Genomic DNA, 16,875 nt, shown 5'->3' on the forward strand with positions numbered 1-16,875 from the left:
GACGTCTGCATGGGGACCGACACGAGCCTGGCCCCGGGGCTGAGAACAGGGAGATCAGCTGTCCGTCAGCAGGGAGGTACGTGTCCGCCTACAGGGAGATTGGCATGTCCGCTAGCACCGGCCACGGTGCTGGCCGAGCGGGTGGGGTGGTCGGGGTCCATCACCTGGTTCCGGGACAATCTCCGAGCCATCCGCAGCGAGTACGCCCCGCCCGATCCGGCGGACCGGTTGTCCTACCGGCCGGGGGACCAGGTCCAGTGCGATCTGTGGTTCCCGCCGGCACGGATCCCGCTGGGTGACGCTCAGCAGGGATCACCGCCGGTGCTGGTGATGGTCTGTTCCTCCTCGCGGTTCGTCACCGCGGTGATGATTCCCTCGCGCACCACCGGTGATCTGCTGGCCGGGATGTGGCACCTGGTGGTCGAGCAGATCCAGGGCGTGCCGCGGCGGTGGGTCTGGGACAACGAGTCCGGCATCGGTCGCGGGGGCCGCCCGGCCGAGGGGGTGGCCGCGTTCATGGGCACGATGGCGGCAACCCTGGTGCAGCTCAAGCCCTACGACCCGGAGTCCAAGGGCATCGTGGAGAGGGCCAACGGCTATCTCGAGACCTCGTTCCTGCCCGGACGCAGTTTCGCTTCCCCGGCCGACTTCAACGCCCAACTGCGCCAGTGGCTGGTGGGTGCCAACACCCGGCGGGTGCGGGCCATCGCCGCCCGGCCGGCGGAGCTGATCGCCGCTGATCGGGCCGCGATGCTCCCTGTGCCGCCGGTCGCCCCGGCGATCGGGCACCGCTGGTGGGTGCGGCTGGGTCGGGACTACTACGTGCGGGTCGCCGGCAACGACTACTCCGTGGACCCGACCGTGATCGGGGCCATGGTCGAGGTCACCGCCGACCTGGATCGGGTGCTCGTGCGTCACCAGGGCCGGGTCGTGGCCGAGCACGCGCGCTGCTGGGCGTCAGCGACCACGGTCACCGACCCGGCGCACGTGGCTACCGCTGCGGTGCTGCGCCGGGCCTACCAACAACACCCCCACCCGGTTGCCGAGCCGGATCCGCTGGTGCGGGATCTGGCCGACTACGACCGCGCGTTCGGGATCGAGGTCGCCTGATGGCCACCACACCCGCTGAGACGACCAAGACCCTGGACTACCTCACGACCTCGCTGAAGGCGCCGAGGATCCGTGAGGCCGCCGCCCGGATCGCCGACACTGCCCGTGCGGGGCACTGGTCCTACGAGGAGTACCTGGCCGCCGTGCTCGAGCGCGAGGTCGGCGCCCGCAATGCCTCCGGGGCCCGGCTGCGGATCACTGCCGCAGGGTTCCCCGCGATCAAGACCGCCGAGGACTTCGACTTCACTGCCCAGACGGCGATCACCCACACCGACTACGCCGCGATGGCCTCGGGCCGGTACCTGGCCGAGGCCGGCAACATCGTGCTGCTCGGGCCCCCGGGCACGGGCAAGACCCACCTGGCCACGGCCCTGGGCATCACCGCCTGCCAGCAGGGCCACCGGGTGCTCTACGCCACCGCCGTGGACTGGATCCACCGGCTCAAGGGCGCCCACGACACCGGGCGCCTGGACGCAGAGCTGCGCAAGCTGGGCCGGTACCGGCTGATCATCATCGACGAGGTCGGCTACCTGCCCTTCGAGCAAGAGGCCGCGAACCTGTTCTTCCAGCTCGTCTCGACCCGCTACGAGAAGGCCTCGCTGATCCTCACCAGCAACTTGCCTTTCGCCCGCTGGGGCGAGGTCTTCGGCGACGTCACCATCGCCGCGGCCATGATCGACCGCATCGTCCACCACACCGAGGTCCACACCCTCAAAGGCGCCAGCTACCGGCTCAAGACCCTGGGCACCGACTCCCTGCCCAGCACCACCCACCAAGCCAACTAGCGACATCCACTGCTCACTTTTGGGCCGTCGCTACTGCTCACTTTTGGGCCGTCGCTACTGCTCACTTTTCGACCGTCGCTACTGCTCACTTTTCGACCGTCGTTGACAGACGCCGGCGAGCACGGCGGCGACAACCGCCCCCGGTCGTCCGGGCCGCCCCGGCACGGGCTCTCAACGACCGCGCGGTGGCCATCGCGCATCTCCACGCCCGGCCCGGTGCATCGACCGGTGCCGGTCCGAGGGCGGGCTCCGACGGTCCCGGGCTGGTACCGGTCGCTTGCGGCCGCAGCGTCCCGCCAGGAGGGCGTGGACGCGGTCCTGCGGGCCTCCGGGGCAGCAGACCCGGGAGAATGCGGTTCGCAGGTCCTGTCCCGACAGAACGGCGCTGAGGGCCGTCGGAGGAGTCATGCGGTCATGTCTCAGCTGTGTCCGAGCGCCGACGACGGATCCACAGATGCGACAGGGCCCCGAGAGGAGTGATCCTCTCGGGGCCCTGTCAGGCGTGCTGCCGGCTCAGCGCACGAGCTCCCGGTCCTGGGAACCCGTGGTGAGGGCGTCGGCCTCGTGGTGGTGGTGCGCCGCCTCGAGCTCGGCGGGGGTGACGGGGGCGACACGGTCCTCGAAGAAGAAGCGGCTGATCCGCTCGCGCGTCTTCTCCGTGGCCGTGATCTTGCCCTTGGCGTTCGGCTGGGCCGGCTCGACCTGGTAGTCGGGCATGTTGACCAGACGGTACCGCTTGTACTCGTCGAGGGGCTCGTGCACCTCGATGAACTCACCGTGGGGGAGCTGCTGCACCCGTCCGGTCTCCCGGCCGTGGAGGACGATCTCCCGGTCCTTGCGCTGCAACGCCAGGCAGATCCGGCGGGTGATCATGAAGGCCAGGATCGGGCCCAGGAAGTACAGGGCGCGCAGCCAGTACAGGACGTCGTTGACGGCCAGGTTGAAGTGCGTGGCGATGAGGTCGCCGCTGGCCGCGATGAGCATGATCGTGTAGAACGTCACGCCGGCGGCGCCCATGGCGGTCCGGAACGGAGCGTTCCGGGGACGGTCGAGGATGTGGTGCTCCCGGTCGTCCTTCGTGACCCAGCGCTCGATCCAGGGCCACGCGGCCATGAGCCCGAAGAGCACCGCGAGCGGCGCCATCGGCAGCAGCACGTTCATCGGGATCGACATGCCCCAGAACGTCCACTCCCAGTTGAACGGCCAGGTGCCGGGCATGAGGCGCACGGCGCCGTCGGTGAAGCCCATGTACCAGTCGGGCTGGGAACCGGCCTGCACCGGGGAGGGATCGTACGGACCGTAGTTCCAGATCGCGTTGATGGTGGTGGTGCCCGCCATCAGGGCCATGATGCCGAACACGATGAAGAAGAACCCACCGGCCTTCGCCGCGTAGATCGGTCCCACGGGGAAGCCGACGACGTTGTTCTCGGTGCGGCCCGGGCCGGGGAACTGGGTGTGCTTGTGCACCACGACCATGAACAGGTGGACGACGATCAGCATCAGGATGATCGCCGGGATCACGAGCACGTGGAGGATGTAGAGGCGCGCGATGATGTCGTGGCCGGGGAACTCGCCGCCGAACAGGAACATCGACAGGTAGGCGCCCACGATGGGGAGTGCCTTCAGGATCGCGTCGGCGATGCGCAGCCCGTTGCCGGAGAGCACGTCGTCGGGGAGCGAGTAGCCGGTGAAGCCGGCCACGATCGCGAGCAGGAAGAGCGCGACGCCGACGAGCCAGTTGAGCTCGCGCGGGCGGCGGAAGGCCCCCGTGAAGAACACGCGCAGCATGTGCACGGACACGGCGGCGGCGAAGACCAGCGCGGACCAGTGGTGGATCTGGCGCAGGAAGAGACCGCCGCGGATGTCGAACGAGATGTCGAGCGAGGAGGCGTAGGCCGCGGACATCTCGACGCCCTGCATCGGGACGTAGGAGCCCTCGTACTCCAGGGCCGCCATCGACGGCTCGAACCACAGGGCCAGGAACGTGCCGGAGAGCAGCAGGATGACGAAGGTGTACAGCGCCACCTCCCCGAACATGAAGGACCAGTGGTCCGGGAAGATCTTCCGGCCGAACTCCTTGACGATCGGTGACATGCCGACACGGGTGTCGACGAAGTTCGCGATCCGGCCGGTGCCCGTCTGGGGCTTGTACTCGTAATCAGTGGACGTGGACATCAGTTCGCCTCACCCTGCATCTCCTCGACATGGGTACCGCGCTGCGAGTAGGTCGGACCGACCGGCTCCTGGAAGTCGCTGCGGGCCACGAGGTAGCCCTCGTCGTCCACAGTGATCGGCAGCTGGGGAAGGGGCCGGGCAGCCGGCCCGAAGATGACCTCACACTCGTTCGTGAGGTCGAACGTGGACTGGTGGCACGGGCACAGCAGGTGGTGGGTCTGCTGCTCGTAGAGCGCGACCGGGCAGCCGACGTGGGTGCAGACCTTCGAGTAGGCGAAGATGCCGTCGACGTTCCAGTCGGCCCGCTCGGGCGAGACGTTGACGGTGTCCGGGTCGAGGCGCATGAGCAGCACCACGGCCTTGGCCTTCTCGTCGAGATAGCCCTCGTTGTGCCCGATGGCGCTCAGGTTCTCGGGGACCACGTGGAACGTGGAGCCGAGGGTGACGTCCGAGGCCTTGATGGGCGTGCCGGAGGGATCGCGCACCAGACGGATACCCTCGTCCCAGATGGTCTCCTTGAGGACGTCCAGATCGGTCGGGCCGAGGTCCCGCAGCATGCCGACGAACGGCAGGGGAGCGAGCACGGCCGCGCCGATGAGGGTGTTGCGCAGCAGCGGCCGGCGCTTGATCCCGGACTCGTCGTAGATCGTGGTCAGGATGCTCTGCGCCTCGGCGCGCTGCTCCTCCGTGCGCACCGCGTGCCGGTTCTCGACCAGCTCGTGGTCCGGCATGAGCGTGCGGGCCCAGTGGACCACGCCGAGACCGATGCCGAACATGCCCAGGGCGACGCCGAGGCCGAGCAGCAGGTTCTGCAGCTGGAGGGCCTGCGTGGGCGCGGTGTTCGTGACGTCGTAGATGGGTCCGTCGACGCGGACGCCGAAGTACCCGACGAAGAACAGGATCGATCCGATGATCGAGATCAGGAACAGCAGGACGACCTGCCGTTCGGCGCGCTTGGCGGCCGTGGAGTCGATGTCCGTCAGGCGCGGGCGGTGCGGGGGCAGTCCGGGGTCGGGGAAACGCTCCATTGCCGTGGTGCCCGTGGTGGCAACGGTTCCCGACTGGTGGGGAGTGCCGTCACTGTGGCTTCCCATGTGGTCCCTCATTCTTCTCTTGGTGCAGTTGATCGTAGCTTCGGGGTCCGACATCCGCTGCCGGCACGGCCCGTCAGGCGGAGCGCGAGGTGAGCCAGACGGTGAACCCGATGATGACGGCGAGCCCGATGGTCCAGACGAACAGGCCCTCCGACACCGGGCCGAGGGCGCCGAGCCCGAAGCCGCCGGGGTTGGGGTTGTCCTCGAGGGTCTTCAGGTAGGTGATGACGTCCCGCTTCTCCTCGGGGGTGATGTTCGCGTCGTTGAACACCGGCATGTTCTGCGGGCCGGTCTGCATGGCCTCGTAGATGTGCTTCTCCTCGACGTCCATCACCGAGGGGGCGTACTTGCCGCGGGTCAGCGCACCGCCGGCACCGGCGGCGTTGTGGCACATGGCGCAGTTCGCGAGGAACACCTTCGCACCGTTGGCGGCGTTGCCCTGGGAGACGTCCAGGTACTGCTCCTCGGGGATGCCCGGGCCGGCGCCGAGGGTCGCCACGTAGGCGGCGAACTGACGGACCTGCTCGTCGTTGAACTGGACCGCCTTCTGCTCGGCCTGGGGACCGTTGGCCTGCATGGGCATGCGGCCGGTGCCGACCTGGAAGTCGACGGCGGCCGCACCGACGCCGACGAGCGACGGGCCGGAGGGGGTCCCGGCGCCGTCGAGGCCGTGGCAGGTGGAGCAGTTCGCGACGAACAGCTTCTCGCCCTCCTCGATGTCCTGCGCGGTGTAGGACTCGGTCTGGGCCTTGGCCTCGTTGGTGGTGGTGGCGACTGCGTAGAGCCCACCGCTGAGGAGCAGGGCCAGGACCATCAGGACCAGGACGGCCAGAGGGTGGCGTCGCTGCTGCGAAAGTGCCTTCACGTCAAACGTTCCTTTAACTCGGTGTTGGTTTGCTTGGTGCGTCCTCCGGACGGCGCGGCCTACCGGAGGAAGTAGACCACGAGGAACAGCACGATCCAGACGACGTCCACGAAGTGCCAGTAGTAGGACACGACGATCGCCGAGGTGGCCTCGAAGTGCCCGAAGCGCTTGGCGATGAAGGCACGCCCCATGATGAACAGGAACGCGATGAGACCGCCCGTCACGTGCAGGGCGTGGAAGCCCGTGGTGATGTAGAAGGCGGAGCCGTAGGAGTTGGCCGGGATGCTGATGCCGTGGGCGACCAGCTCGGCGTACTCGAAGGACTGCACCGCCACGAAGATCGCGCCCATGAGGAAGGTCAGGGCGAACCACTCGACCATGCCCCACCGGCGGACGTCGAACAGGCCGCCGGCCCGGCGGGGCTGGAGGCGCTCGGCCGCGAAGACGCCGAACTGGCAGGTCACCGAGCTGAGCACCAGGACGATGGTGTTGGCGAGGGCCAGCGGGACGTTGAGCTTGGCGGACTCCTCGGCCCAGAGCTCCGGTGCGGTGGAGCGCAGGGTGAAGTACATGGCAAAGAGGCCGGCGAAGAACATGACCTCGGAGGCGAGCCACACGATGGTGCCCACTGAGGTGAGGTTGGGTCGGTTGATCGACCCGCCTACCGGCTTGGCTGGGGTATGGGTTGCAGTCGTCACAGAGACATTATGTCGCCAAAACTCCCGGTGGACCAACCAGGGGCGGGGTCGGGCGGTTCGCGTGTCCGGGCGCCGAGGGCCCCCGCTGACGAGGCGCGCCGTCTCCCCGCGCGTCCGGGCGCGGGAGGCCGGGGATCCGGGGGCCTCCGGGACCCTGATGTGATCCGTGTCACAAGTCCTCGGCGAGGGACATCCCACGCCCGGGAGCCTGTTCGGGCCGGTCCGGCGGCGGGCGATACGATCGGGGACGTGAACACGACGACACCGACGACCGCACCGCACTTCGAGTGGCCGGACCTGATCACCGCCCTGATCTCCGGCACCGATCTGACCCGTGACCAGGCCTACTGGGCCATGGACACGATCATGTCGGGCGAGGTGTCCGACGTCGTCATCGCCGGTTTCCTCGTGGCCCTGCGGGCGAAGGGGGAGACGGTCGAGGAGCTGACCGGGCTGGCCGACGCCATGGTGGGCAACGCCCGGCCGGTCGACATCCCCGGCCCGGCCCTGGACATCGTCGGGACCGGCGGCGACCGGCTCTCCAGCGTCAACATCTCCACGATGTCCGCCCTCGTGTGCGCGGGCGCCGGGGCGAAGGTCGTCAAGCACGGCAACCGCGCGTCGTCCTCGAAGTCCGGCTCCGCCGACGTCCTGGAGGCGCTCGGGGTGCGGCTGGACCTGCCGGTCGAGATGGTGGAGTCCGCGGCCCGGCACGTGGGCATCACGTTCCTCTTCGCCCAGACCTTCCACCCGTCGATGCGCTTCGCCGCGGCGGCCCGGGCGCAGCTGCGCGTGGCCACCGCCTTCAACTTCCTGGGGCCGATCACGAACCCGGCGCGGGTCGAGGCCTCGGCCGTCGGTGTGGCCGACCGCTCGCTGGCGCCGCTGATCGCGGGCGTTTTCGCGGCCCGCGGCGACCGGGCCCTCGTCTTCCGGGGCGGCGACGGCCTCGACGAGCTCACCGTGACGGCGCCCTCCGAGGTCTGGGAGGTCCGGGACGGGCGGGTCGACCACCACGACCTCGAGCCGCTCGACCTCGGCATGCCCCGGGCCACGATCGAGGACCTCCGGGGCCAGGACGCCCGGTACAACGCGGGCGTGGTCGAGCGGGTCCTGGCGGGGGAGAAGGGGCACGTGCGCAACGCCGTGCTGCTCAACTCCGCCGCCGGCCTCGTGGCCTTCGACACCGGTGCCGAGGGGTCCTTCCAGGACCGGATGGCCGCGGCGGTGCGGCGCGCGGAGGAGTCGGTGGACAGCGGCGCGGCCCGCGCCGTCCTGGACCGCTGGATCGCCCACACCGCACGCTGAGGCGCCGCGCCGGCGGAGGGCCGACGACGACGGAGGCCGGCGGGGCGTTCCCCCGCCGGCCTCCTGCTGTCCGTGCGCCCGACCGCCGCGCGGGCTCCGGCCGGGTGGCACGAGGCCGGACGGCGGGTGGCCGTCAGTCGATGCCGAGCGAGAAGGCCGCCTCCAGGTCGTGCTTGCTGTAGGTCCGGAACGCGATGTTGGTGTTCGTGCCCACGACGCCCTCGACCTTGGAGAGCCGGTCGGCGATGACGTCCGCGAGGTCCTCGTGCCGGTGCACGCGCACCATGGCGATGAGGTCCCAGTCGCCGGTCACGGAGTACACCTCGCTGATCCCGGGGATGTCCGAGATCTGCTCGGCGACCTCGGGGATCCGGTCGGCGGAGGTCTTGATGAGGACGATGGCGGTGAGCATGGAGCACCTTTCGCGGGAGCGGGGCCGGCAGGACCGGCGGGACGGAGGGGTCAGCGCGGGCGGCGGGAGCGGGCCGCGCGCAGCCCCGAGACCAGGGCGCGGGGGCCCAGCAGGAAGACGCCGAGCACTGCGAGCGTGACGAGGACGAAGCTCGGTGCCGCGCCCTCGCCGACGAGCAGGCGCAGAGCCATGCCCACGGCCACGGTCGTCGACCACAGCGCGACGCCCCGCGGCCAGACGGCGAACGGGGCGCGGTGCACCCGCCACCCGATCCAGCCCAGCAGGAGCCCGGCCAGGAACGGCCACGCCGTGATCAGGAGGCCGGCCGCGTCCAGGGCGTGGGTGCTGCGGCCCAGGCCGGCGAACAGCAGGACGAGCAGCACGTCCACGGTCAGCGCCGCGGCCCAGGGGTCGGGGTGCGTGGTGCGTTCCTCGGGGCGGGCGGTGAGGGGGGCGGACGTGTGCATGCTGGCAGTCTAGTGCGGCGTCCGCTGGTCGCGATCCGGGACTCCCGAAGCCTCAGGTGCACCTTGAGAGTTGAGGGCTGCGGGCGAAAAAAGTCTCAACCTTCCACCAGGGGTCGATGGTCCGGGCCCGGAGGCCAGGGAGGGCCGCCGGGCCGCCTCGGGTGCCGGACTCGTGACGGAATGCGGGACGGCGGGGTGGCTGAGGAGTACCACATCCTCGTGCGGTGCGGCGCGGCGTCCCGGTGGAGCGGTCGGTGCGACGAGCGGCGGAGGTGTGTGCGACAGGGGATGCTCGGGAGTGGTACATAGCGGGTGGAACGGGCCGGAGGGGAGCCTTCGCTCCACGCTACTTTACATAATGCAGATTATCGGCGCTTTGCGGAGCAGGCTGTCCGGGGGGCAGCGCTCAGCATCCGTGTCCGCGCACGCCGTCGTTCCGGCTGTTCCGGTGAGCTCCGGACGCTCGGCTCTGCCGTGACGACACGACCCCGTCCTGCAGCGCGGATTCATCGCGCGGCTCCGGGGCCGGCAGGAGCGACCCGCCGTGAGATCCCGGACGACGACGGAACGGTGGGCCGTGGGCCTCTCCGCCGCCGGGCTCGTGCTGGGCTCGGTCGCGCCCGTCCTGACAGTCGTCCGACAGGACACTGGCACCGAGCCCGCGCTCGTCGTCGTCGCGCCGATGCTCGCAGCACCGTTACGACACGGCGGACCGGCCGTCCCGCTCCGAACAGACCGGCGCCTCTCCCCTGTCGACGCCGTCAGCAAGCCGATGTCCTCGTGTTGCGCCGCCCGGCCCTCCTTTTGTGGCCACTTGTGGGGGGATTCCCCCGTCGACCCGGCCTCGGGGGCCGGCCGCCGATACGCTCGCCGTGGCCGACCTGAATTCGCGTCGGCAAATTCTTGGTTCAAGGGGAGGACATCCGTGGGACGACGGAACACTGTGATCGTGACGGACGGCCGGGGGCGCCGGCTGGTGACCTCCGTGCTGGCCCTGTCGGTGCTGGCCCTGGCCGGCTGCGGACAGGACGACGGCTCGGACGCGCCCCCCGCGACCGCCTCCGGATCGGTCGCCCTCTCCCCCTCGCACGGCGGCCTGCAGGGCGGGAACCTGGTCCTGGCGGACACCGGCGGGGGCACCGACGGCCCGGTCACCGTCCGCTTCGGCGAGACGGAGGTCGAGTGCGAGTTCGACGACCGCTCCGCGCGCCACGCCTGCGTGGCCCCGGCCCGCGGGACCCCGGGCACGGTGGAGGTCTCCTTCGCGTCCGGCGGGAGCGACGTCGGGGAGAAGACCGCCTACACCTACACGACGCAGGGCACGCAGGACGTCCCCCTCCTCACGGTGAACACGGAGACCGTGCGCAGCAACGCCGAGGCGATCCGGGCCGACTTCCCGTCGAACGTCCAGCTCGGCGCCGTGCTCAAGAACGGCGAGCCCGTGGACGTGTTCGGCAAGGTCATCGAGGACGCCGCCGAGGTCGACTACATCTTCGTGCCGAAGCTCGACGACGCCATCGCCCTGCGCGAGGCCGGCGTCGAGGCGAAGATCGCGGTGCTCTACGTCGCCCAGATCGAGGACATCCCGCTGCTGATGCACTACGACGTGGAGGTCGCCGCCACGGACCCCGCCTGGGTCGAGGCGGCGGAACAGGTGCTGTCCACCACGGGAGGGACGCTGAAGGTCCACCTGTGGGTCGACACGGGGATGGGGCGCGAGGGCGTCGTGCCCGAGGAGGCGCTCCCCCTGGCCCGAGCCGTCGAGGACGCCCCGCACCTGGAGCTCGCCGGCATCGCCACGCACTTCTCCACCGTCACGGCGGAGGACAAGGACGCCATCGAGCGCAACGACACGGCCAACACCACGGTGGCCCAGAAGAACCGCTTCGACGGAGCGGTGGCCGCGATCCGGGACGCCGGCCTCGGGCAGGACGCCCTGATCCACGCGGGGGCCAGCGACGTGCTGGACCAGGAGATCGACTCCCTCTACTACGACCTGCTGCGGGTCGGCGGCATGTTCTTCGCCAGCAGCCCGCCGGAGACGACCCTCTACTCCTGGACCACGGAGCTGAGCCAGGTCAAGACGCTCCCCGCGGGCTGGTGCATCGACTACGGGTGCACCGAGCCGACCACCGAGCCCAAGAAGGTGGGTCTCGTCAACCACATCCCGTCCCGGGAGAACGAGCTGACCTACACGGTCGGCGGCAAGCAGGTCCCGGTGCTGCTCGACCACGGCACGGTCCTGACCCTCGACCTGTCCGAGGTGCCGGAGGCGGCCGCCGGGGACGAGGTGGCCATCGACTTCAGCGCGGAGGCCTTCCACCTGCTCGACGCCACCGCGCCGCTGCCGGTGACGACCACCGGCGGGTGACCGGCGCCGTTCAGGACCGACCGGCCGGGTCCTCGACGTCGTGGTCCAGCACGAGGTCGGCGTGGAAGTCCCGGGCCAGCTCCCGGGCGCGGGCGGCCCGGCGCGCGGAGGCCTCCGGTGCGACGGTGAGGTCCACGTAGACGACGGGCCGGCCGCAGGACTCCTCGAGCCGGGCCCGCAGCACCTCCGCCCGGTCGTCGCCGGGCGCGCAGCGGCCCGTGCCGAGCAGGACGAACGCGGGCTCGAAGTCGGGCTCGGCGGGAACGCCCCGCGCGATCAGGGCGGGCAGCCGGGACTGCAGCGCGGAGAGGCCGACCACGGCGGTCGCCGTCCCGGCGAGCCAGGCGCCGGCGGCGGAGACCGCCAACGAGGTGATGAGTTTCATGGATCTCCTCCTCCCGCGTGCCGGGGTCTGTGGGGCGGACCGGCACCGGGCCGGACCGACGGACGGTGGCGTCCCGCGGTCCCGGGAGAGTCCGGTGCGACCACGGTAGAGATCCCAACGCCCCCGGAACAGCGCCTATTCCGGGGACGCCGGCCACGGCCCTGCCGCCACGCCGCTCCAGCGTCCTGTCAGGCCCGTGGGGCAGAATGGGCTCAAGGCGAGGGTGCCCTCGCGGACGCGGATTCGGAAGGCCGGGGACGGACATGTGGGAGTGGCTGGTCGAGAACTCGTGGGTCCTGTGGCTGATCATCGTGATCGCTCTGGCCGCCGTCGAGATGCTCACCCTGGACTTCCTCTTCCTGATGATGTCCGCCGCCGCGCTGCTGGCGTTCGGGGTGAGCTGGGTGACGGACAACTTCGTGCTCCAGGTGGTGACGTTCGCCCTCGCCTCGGTGCTGCTCATCTTCGCGGTGCGGCCGGTGGCCCTGCGCCGCCTCAACCGGTCCACGCCCGGGACCGCGTCCAACGCCGCCCGGCTCATCGGCCTCCCGTGCCAGGTCCTGGACCCCGTGACCGGCCGCAGCGGGCTGGTGCGCCGGGAGGGCGACACCTGGAGCGCCCGCTCGGTCACCGGCGAGCAGCTGCCCCCCGGCACCGACGTCTTCGTCCACGACATCGAGGGCGCCACCGTCCTCGTGGCCCCGTACCCCGCGCCGGCCGCCGACGGCGGGCCGGCGCCGCGCCCGTCCTTCTGACCCCCAAGACCGCACCGGCCCGGCGGGAACGCCGCCCGGAGCGGCACCACCGAGAGAGGCACCCGTGGACCTAGCCGTCATCGTCCTGCTCGCCATCCTGGTCGTCCTGGTCTTCATCATCCTGCTGAGGTCGGTGCGGATCATCCCGCAGGCCCGGGCCGGGATCGTCGAGCGACTCGGCAAGTACCAGAGCACCCTCACCCCCGGTCTGCACTTCCTCATCCCGTTCGTGGACCGTCTCCTGCCCCTCATCGACCTGCGCGAGCAGGTCCAGTCCTTCCCGGCGCAGTCCGTGATCACGGAGGACAACCTGGTGGTCGGCATCGACACGGTCGTCTACTTCCAGGTCATGGATCCGCGTGCCGCCACCTACGAGATCGTCGACTACATCCAGGCCGCCGACCAGCTGACGTCGGCGACCCTGCGCAACGTGGTGGGCGGTCTGAACCTCGAGGAGGCGCTGACCTCCCGCGACAAGATCAACGCCGAGCTGCGCGGGGTCCTGGACTCCACCACGGGGCGCTGGGGCATCCGGGTGTCGCGGGTGGACATCAAGGAGATCACTCCCCCGCCGTCCATCCAGGACTCGATGGAGAAGCAGATGCGCGCCGAGCGGGAGCGCCGCGCGGTGATCCTCACGGCCGAGGGCGACAAGCAGTCGCGGATCCTCATGGCCGAGGGCCAGCGGCAGGCGGCCATCCTGTCCGCGGAGGGCGAGGCGAAGGCCGCGATCCTGCGCGCGGACGGTGAGGCCCAGGCCATCCGGAAGGTCTTCGACTCGATCCACCGGGCCCGGCCGACCCAGAAGCTGCTGGCCTACCAGTACATCCAGACCCTGCCCAAGGTCGCCGAGGGCAGCGCCAACAAGGTGTGGATGATCCCCGCCGAGCTCGGCGACGCCCTGCGGGGCGTGGGCGACTTCCTCTCCAGGCCGGACGAGGACGGCCCGGACCGGACCTGGTCGGACGGGGACGAGATGCCGGAGCCCGAGTCCGCGGACGAGCCCCTCGTGAAGCCGGACGCCGTCCGGGTGACGGAGGAGGACCTGCAGCCCAACCTGGAGCGCACCACCGTCGACCCGGACGAGTTCACCATCCCCCGGCCCTCGACCATCGACCCGGAGGCCCCCGTGCGCCTCGACGACCCGATGCCGCCGCAGGACGGCCCGGCCGCCCGCTGACGCGGCGGACCCGGGCCCCGGGGAACAACCCCGGGAGCCCGTGCGTTGCACCCAGCGGATCCCGGGTCCGTGCGACCCGCCGTCAGCCCGAGCGTGCGCCACTGCCGTGGCCACCGTCAGTTATGGAGGAACCACCACAATGAGCGACCGCAGCCTCAGGGGAATGCGTCTGGGCTCCCAGTCCATGGAGACCGAGGCCGGTGTCGAGCCGGCCCCGCGCCAGCGCGTCGAGTACCGCACCGCGGACGGCGAGAAGGTCACCGTCACCTTCGCGGCGGAGGCCGAGATCCCGCCGGTGTGGGTGTCGAAGACCGGCAAGGAAGCGATCATCGTCAACGGCGAGAAGCCGGTGAACCCCAACGAGAAGCACCAGCGCACGCACTGGGACATGCTCCTGGAGCGGCGCAGCACGGACGAGCTCGAGGAGATCCTGGCCCAGCGCGTCGAGTTCTACCGGGAGAAGCACGCGATCTGATCCTGTCGCCCGGCACATGCGGAGGGCCCCACCCGGTTCGGGTGGGGCCCTCCGCATGTGCCGGGCAGCGCGCCGGTCAGAGGCTCAGCGGCGGGTGAGCTTGCCCGCCAGGGTCCTGGCGCGGGCGGTGAGCCCCCACTGGGCCACGCGCACGACGGCCTCCCGGGTCACGTCCGGGCTCATCTTGGACTCGCCCTCGGCGCGCTCCACGAAGGTGATCGGCACTTCGACGACGCTCAGGCCGGCCCGCTCGGTGCGCCAGCCGAGATCGATCTGGAAGCAGTAGCCCTTGGAGTCGACGGTCTCGAGACCGATCCGCTCGAGGGTCTCGCGGCGGAAGGCGCGGTAGCCGGCGGTGATGTCGTGGATCCGGGAGCCCAGGAGCGTCCGGGCGTAGAGGTTGCCGCCGCGCGAGAGCAGCTGGCGCTGCAGGGGCCAGTTCACGGTGCGCCCGCCGGGGACATAGCGGGAGCCGATGGCCAGGTCGGCGCCGCGCCCCACGGCGTCCAGCAGCAGCGGGAGCTGCTCGGGCTGGTGGGAGCAGTCGGCGTCCATCTCGACCAGGACGTCGTAGTCCCGGGCCAGGCCCCAGCGGAAGCCGGCGATGTACGCGGCGCCGAGGCCCTCCTTGCTGGTGCGGTGCAGGACGTGGATGTTCTCGTCCGCGGCGGCCATCTCGTCGGCGAGACGGCCGGTCCCGTCCGGGCTGTTGTCGTCCACCACCAGCACGTGCCCGTCCGGGACGGCCTGGCGGAGCCGGTCCATCACGGTCGGGAGGGACTCGTGTTCGTTGTAGGTGGGGATGACGGTCAGTACGCGCACCGGGTGGTTCCTTTCGAGGTCTGCCTGCCGCACCACAGGGCAGGCTCCCTCGTCTTCGGACCAGTCCGGCCCTGAGGGGATGCCGGCCTGTTTTCTAAGGACGAGCGAGCCCACCCGGCAGCAGTTGTCCAGCCTAACCTGCCCCGCGCCTGCGACCAAGATCCGAACGCCGCGGGGTGGCCGGACGCCCCGCGGCTCAGAACCCGGCGGAGCGGTACAGCTCGACGCCGTCGAGCACGGTCTGGCGGCACACGGGCAGGGACGCGCCGTCGAGCGCCGGGAGCAGGGGGGTGCGGGCGCGCGGGTCGGTGCTCCAGGCGGAGCCGGTCCCCTCGGCCTGCTGCACCATGAGGGCCTCGACGTCCCAGACGGCGAACGTGGCCGGGGTGCCGGGCGCGAGCTGGCCCTGCATGGGGTCGGGGTGCCGGGCGGCCCGCCACGCGCCCCGGGTGGAGGCGAGGAACGCGGCCCGCGCGGAGATCCGCTGCTCCGGGTCGTGGTGCTGGAGGCAGGCGCGGACGGTCTCCCACGGGGACAGCGGCACCACGGGGGCGTCGCTGCCGAGGGCCACCGGGACCCCGGCGCGGTAGAAGGAGGCCATCGGGTTCATCGCGGCCGCCCGGTCGGCCCCGAGGCGCTGCTCGTAGAGCCCGCCCGGTCCGCCCCAGGCGGCGTCGAAGCCCGGTTGCACGGACACGGTCACGGCGTGGTGGGCGAGCCGCTCGATGCCCTCCGGGTCGATCATCTCGGCGTGCTCCAGGCGGTGGCCGGCGCTGTGCAGGGCCCGCTCCCCCACGAGCGCCTCGGCGCGGTCGAGGCCGTCGAGGACGATGTCCATCCCGGCGTCCCCGATGACGTGGAAGCCGCCCTGCAGACCGGCCTCCGTGGTCGCGGCGAGGTGGGCGGCCACGGCCGCGGCGTCCAGGTAGCGGTCCCCCAGGTCGCCGGGGGCGTCGGCGTAGGGGGCGCGCAGCGCGGCGGTGCGGGAGCCCAGGGCGCCGTCGACGCACAGGTCCCCGGCGAGCCCCACGAGCGACTCCCGCCGCTCCACGGGGCGTCCGAGCAGGTCCGCCAGGGCGGTGTCGAACCGCTCCGCCACCGCCAGCGCCTCCTGGGCCGTGGCCACGAGCTCCCCCCGGTAGGGCAGCACGCGAGGAGTGGCGCCCTCGGCGCCGACCCCGTGGTTGGCGAGGGCCGTCAGCCGCACGAGGTCCTCGAAGGGGGCGACCTGCTCGGCGTTGGCCTCGACGAGGGCCACGTAGCCCTGGGCCGCGGCGTGCCGCAGGGCGAGCCGGTGCAGCTCGGCGCGGCGCCCGGCGTCGAAGTCGAGGGCCGCCGCGCGCACCCGGTCGTGGGCCAGGTTCTCCACGCGGCCGTCGCCGAGCCACCCGTCGGTCCCGGCCAGGCCCAGCCGCCGGGCCAGGGACGAGGACACCACCCCGGAGTGGACGTCGATGCGGGTCAGGTAGACCTCGCGCCCGCCGGCGGCCCGGTCGAGCTCCTCCGCCGTCGGCGCCCGGCGCTCCGGCCACACGGACTCGTCCCAGCCGGAGCCCAGGACCGGGCCCGTGCTCGTGCGGGCGGCGCCGGCCACGGCGTCGAGCACCTCGTGCAGGGATCCGGCCGCCGTGAGGTCCAGGGTGGACAGCGCCAGGGCGGTCTCGGTCACGTGCACGTGGGAGTCCACGAACCCCGGGGCCAGCAGCCGCCCGTCGAGGTCGACCACGTCCATGGAGGAGTCCTGCAGGGACTGCGCCGCCTCCTCGGAGCCGACCCAGGCCACGCGGGTGCCGTCGACCAGCAGGGCTGTGGCGAACGGGTCCGCGGGGCTGTAGACGGAGCCGTTGCGGTAGAGGACGGGACGGGCGGGGACGGTGGTGCTCACGGGTCTCCTGTTCGGGGGCGGTGGTGCGCGGGGGTCGTGCGGGGCGGTCGTGCCGGTGGACGGGGCGGCGCGGGGCGGGAGGGCGCGG

Annotated in this window: 16 protein-coding genes; 7 read left to right on the forward strand and 9 right to left on the reverse strand. The window is 71.4% G+C overall.

From position 1 onward, the window contains the following. The first annotated feature begins 126 nt into the window (after positions 1-126). Both EQG70_RS09660 and istB read left to right on the forward strand, forming a co-directional pair. Positions 127-1,110: a Mu transposase domain-containing protein gene (locus EQG70_RS09660; protein ID WP_208746194.1), complete on the forward strand. Its 984-nt coding sequence runs from the start codon at positions 127-129 to the stop codon at positions 1,108-1,110. Continuing rightward, a complete protein-coding gene (gene istB, locus EQG70_RS09665) occupies positions 1,110-1,895 on the forward strand; it encodes an IS21-like element helper ATPase IstB (RefSeq protein ID WP_017834561.1) in 786 nt (261 codons plus the stop codon). Before EQG70_RS09660 ends, istB begins: the two co-directional genes overlap by 1 nt. A gap of 513 nt (positions 1,896-2,408) precedes the next feature. On the opposite strand, the gene qcrB is transcribed toward istB, so the two are convergent. The 4 genes from qcrB to ctaE form a co-directional block, all read right to left on the reverse strand. After that, on the reverse strand, positions 2,409-4,070 hold the full coding sequence (gene qcrB, locus EQG70_RS09670; RefSeq protein ID WP_017833532.1) for a cytochrome bc1 complex cytochrome b subunit: 1,662 nt from the start codon (positions 4,068-4,070) through the stop codon (positions 2,409-2,411). Next, positions 4,070-5,164, reverse strand: coding sequence for a cytochrome bc1 complex Rieske iron-sulfur subunit (gene qcrA, locus EQG70_RS09675; RefSeq protein ID WP_242630432.1), 1,095 nt, complete (start codon positions 5,162-5,164; stop codon positions 4,070-4,072). Before qcrA ends, qcrB begins: the two co-directional genes overlap by 1 nt. A 73-nt stretch (positions 5,165-5,237) precedes the next feature. Further along, positions 5,238-6,029, reverse strand: a complete 792-nt coding sequence (gene qcrC / locus EQG70_RS09680) for a cytochrome bc1 complex diheme cytochrome c subunit (protein ID WP_017833530.1) — start codon at positions 6,027-6,029, stop codon at positions 5,238-5,240. A 59-nt stretch (positions 6,030-6,088) separates the two neighbouring features. Then, entirely contained in the window at positions 6,089-6,727 is a 639-nt protein-coding gene (gene ctaE / locus EQG70_RS09685) for an aa3-type cytochrome oxidase subunit III (RefSeq protein WP_109269383.1), read from the reverse strand. Positions 6,728-6,976: 249 nt separating this feature from the next. On the opposite strand from ctaE, the gene trpD reads away from it, so the two are divergent. Further along, on the forward strand, positions 6,977-8,035 hold the full coding sequence (trpD, locus tag EQG70_RS09690; RefSeq protein WP_109269382.1) for an anthranilate phosphoribosyltransferase: 1,059 nt from the start codon (positions 6,977-6,979) through the stop codon (positions 8,033-8,035). Positions 8,036-8,168: 133 nt separating this feature from the next. On the opposite strand, the gene EQG70_RS09695 is transcribed toward trpD, so the two are convergent. After that, positions 8,169-8,447: an Lrp/AsnC family transcriptional regulator gene (locus EQG70_RS09695; protein WP_017833527.1), complete on the reverse strand. Its 279-nt coding sequence runs from the start codon at positions 8,445-8,447 to the stop codon at positions 8,169-8,171. 50 nt (positions 8,448-8,497) lie between these two features. Beyond that, the gene (locus EQG70_RS09700) at positions 8,498-8,914 is read right to left on the reverse strand and encodes a DUF3054 domain-containing protein (RefSeq protein WP_109269381.1); all 417 of its coding nucleotides are present in this window, start codon (positions 8,912-8,914) and stop codon (positions 8,498-8,500) included. 949 nt (positions 8,915-9,863) lie between these two features. Between EQG70_RS09700 and EQG70_RS09705 the strand changes: the two genes are divergently transcribed. Beyond that, positions 9,864-11,285 (forward strand): alanine racemase, encoded by a 1,422-nt coding sequence (locus tag EQG70_RS09705; protein ID WP_244296540.1) that lies wholly within the window; start codon positions 9,864-9,866, stop codon positions 11,283-11,285. A 10-nt stretch (positions 11,286-11,295) separates the two neighbouring features. Here EQG70_RS09705 and EQG70_RS09710 read toward each other — a convergent pair whose 3' ends face one another. Continuing rightward, on the reverse strand, positions 11,296-11,670 hold the full coding sequence (locus EQG70_RS09710) for a hypothetical protein (protein WP_109269379.1): 375 nt from the start codon (positions 11,668-11,670) through the stop codon (positions 11,296-11,298). Positions 11,671-11,933: 263 nt separating this feature from the next. Between EQG70_RS09710 and EQG70_RS09715 the strand changes: the two genes are divergently transcribed. The 3 genes from EQG70_RS09715 to EQG70_RS09725 all read left to right on the forward strand — a co-directional run bounded on the left by EQG70_RS09715 (position 11,934) and on the right by EQG70_RS09725 (position 14,080). Beyond that, a complete protein-coding gene (locus EQG70_RS09715) occupies positions 11,934-12,425 on the forward strand; it encodes an NfeD family protein (RefSeq protein ID WP_109269378.1) in 492 nt (163 codons plus the stop codon). Between the two features lie 64 nt (positions 12,426-12,489). Then, positions 12,490-13,605, forward strand: coding sequence for an SPFH domain-containing protein (locus EQG70_RS09720; protein ID WP_035930382.1), 1,116 nt, complete (start codon positions 12,490-12,492; stop codon positions 13,603-13,605). A gap of 139 nt (positions 13,606-13,744) precedes the next feature. After that, positions 13,745-14,080 (forward strand): RNA polymerase-binding protein RbpA, encoded by a 336-nt coding sequence (locus EQG70_RS09725; protein WP_031283042.1) that lies wholly within the window; start codon positions 13,745-13,747, stop codon positions 14,078-14,080. Between the two features lie 84 nt (positions 14,081-14,164). Here EQG70_RS09725 and EQG70_RS09730 read toward each other — a convergent pair whose 3' ends face one another. Both EQG70_RS09730 and EQG70_RS09735 read right to left on the reverse strand, forming a co-directional pair. Next, the gene (locus tag EQG70_RS09730; protein WP_109269377.1) at positions 14,165-14,902 is read right to left on the reverse strand and encodes a polyprenol monophosphomannose synthase; all 738 of its coding nucleotides are present in this window, start codon (positions 14,900-14,902) and stop codon (positions 14,165-14,167) included. Between the two features lie 196 nt (positions 14,903-15,098). Next, positions 15,099-16,787, reverse strand: coding sequence for an amidohydrolase (locus tag EQG70_RS09735; RefSeq protein WP_109244334.1), 1,689 nt, complete (start codon positions 16,785-16,787; stop codon positions 15,099-15,101). Positions 16,788-16,875: the final 88 nt, after the last annotated feature.

It is taken from the genome of Kocuria rosea, from assembly GCF_006094695.1.
GTDB classification, from domain to species: Bacteria; Actinomycetota; Actinomycetes; order Actinomycetales; family Micrococcaceae; genus Kocuria; species Kocuria rosea.

What these genes read in the sequence shown, in the direction of transcription:
- EQG70_RS09695 (WP_017833527.1), bottom strand. Translation starts at nt 8,447, where the DNA reads ATGCTCACCGCCATCGTCCTCATCAAGACCTCCGCCGACCGGATCCCC.
- EQG70_RS09700 (WP_109269381.1), bottom strand. Translation starts at nt 8,914, where the DNA reads ATGCACACGTCCGCCCCCCTCACCGCCCGCCCCGAGGAACGCACCACG.
- qcrA (WP_242630432.1), bottom strand. Translation starts at nt 5,164, where the DNA reads ATGGGAAGCCACAGTGACGGCACTCCCCACCAGTCGGGAACCGTTGCC.
- EQG70_RS09715 (WP_109269378.1), top strand. Translation starts at nt 11,934, where the DNA reads ATGTGGGAGTGGCTGGTCGAGAACTCGTGGGTCCTGTGGCTGATCATC.
- istB (WP_017834561.1), top strand. Translation starts at nt 1,110, where the DNA reads ATGGCCACCACACCCGCTGAGACGACCAAGACCCTGGACTACCTCACG.
- EQG70_RS09710 (WP_109269379.1), bottom strand. Translation starts at nt 11,670, where the DNA reads ATGAAACTCATCACCTCGTTGGCGGTCTCCGCCGCCGGCGCCTGGCTC.
- qcrB (WP_017833532.1), bottom strand. Translation starts at nt 4,070, where the DNA reads ATGTCCACGTCCACTGATTACGAGTACAAGCCCCAGACGGGCACCGGC.
- EQG70_RS09725 (WP_031283042.1), top strand. Translation starts at nt 13,745, where the DNA reads ATGAGCGACCGCAGCCTCAGGGGAATGCGTCTGGGCTCCCAGTCCATG.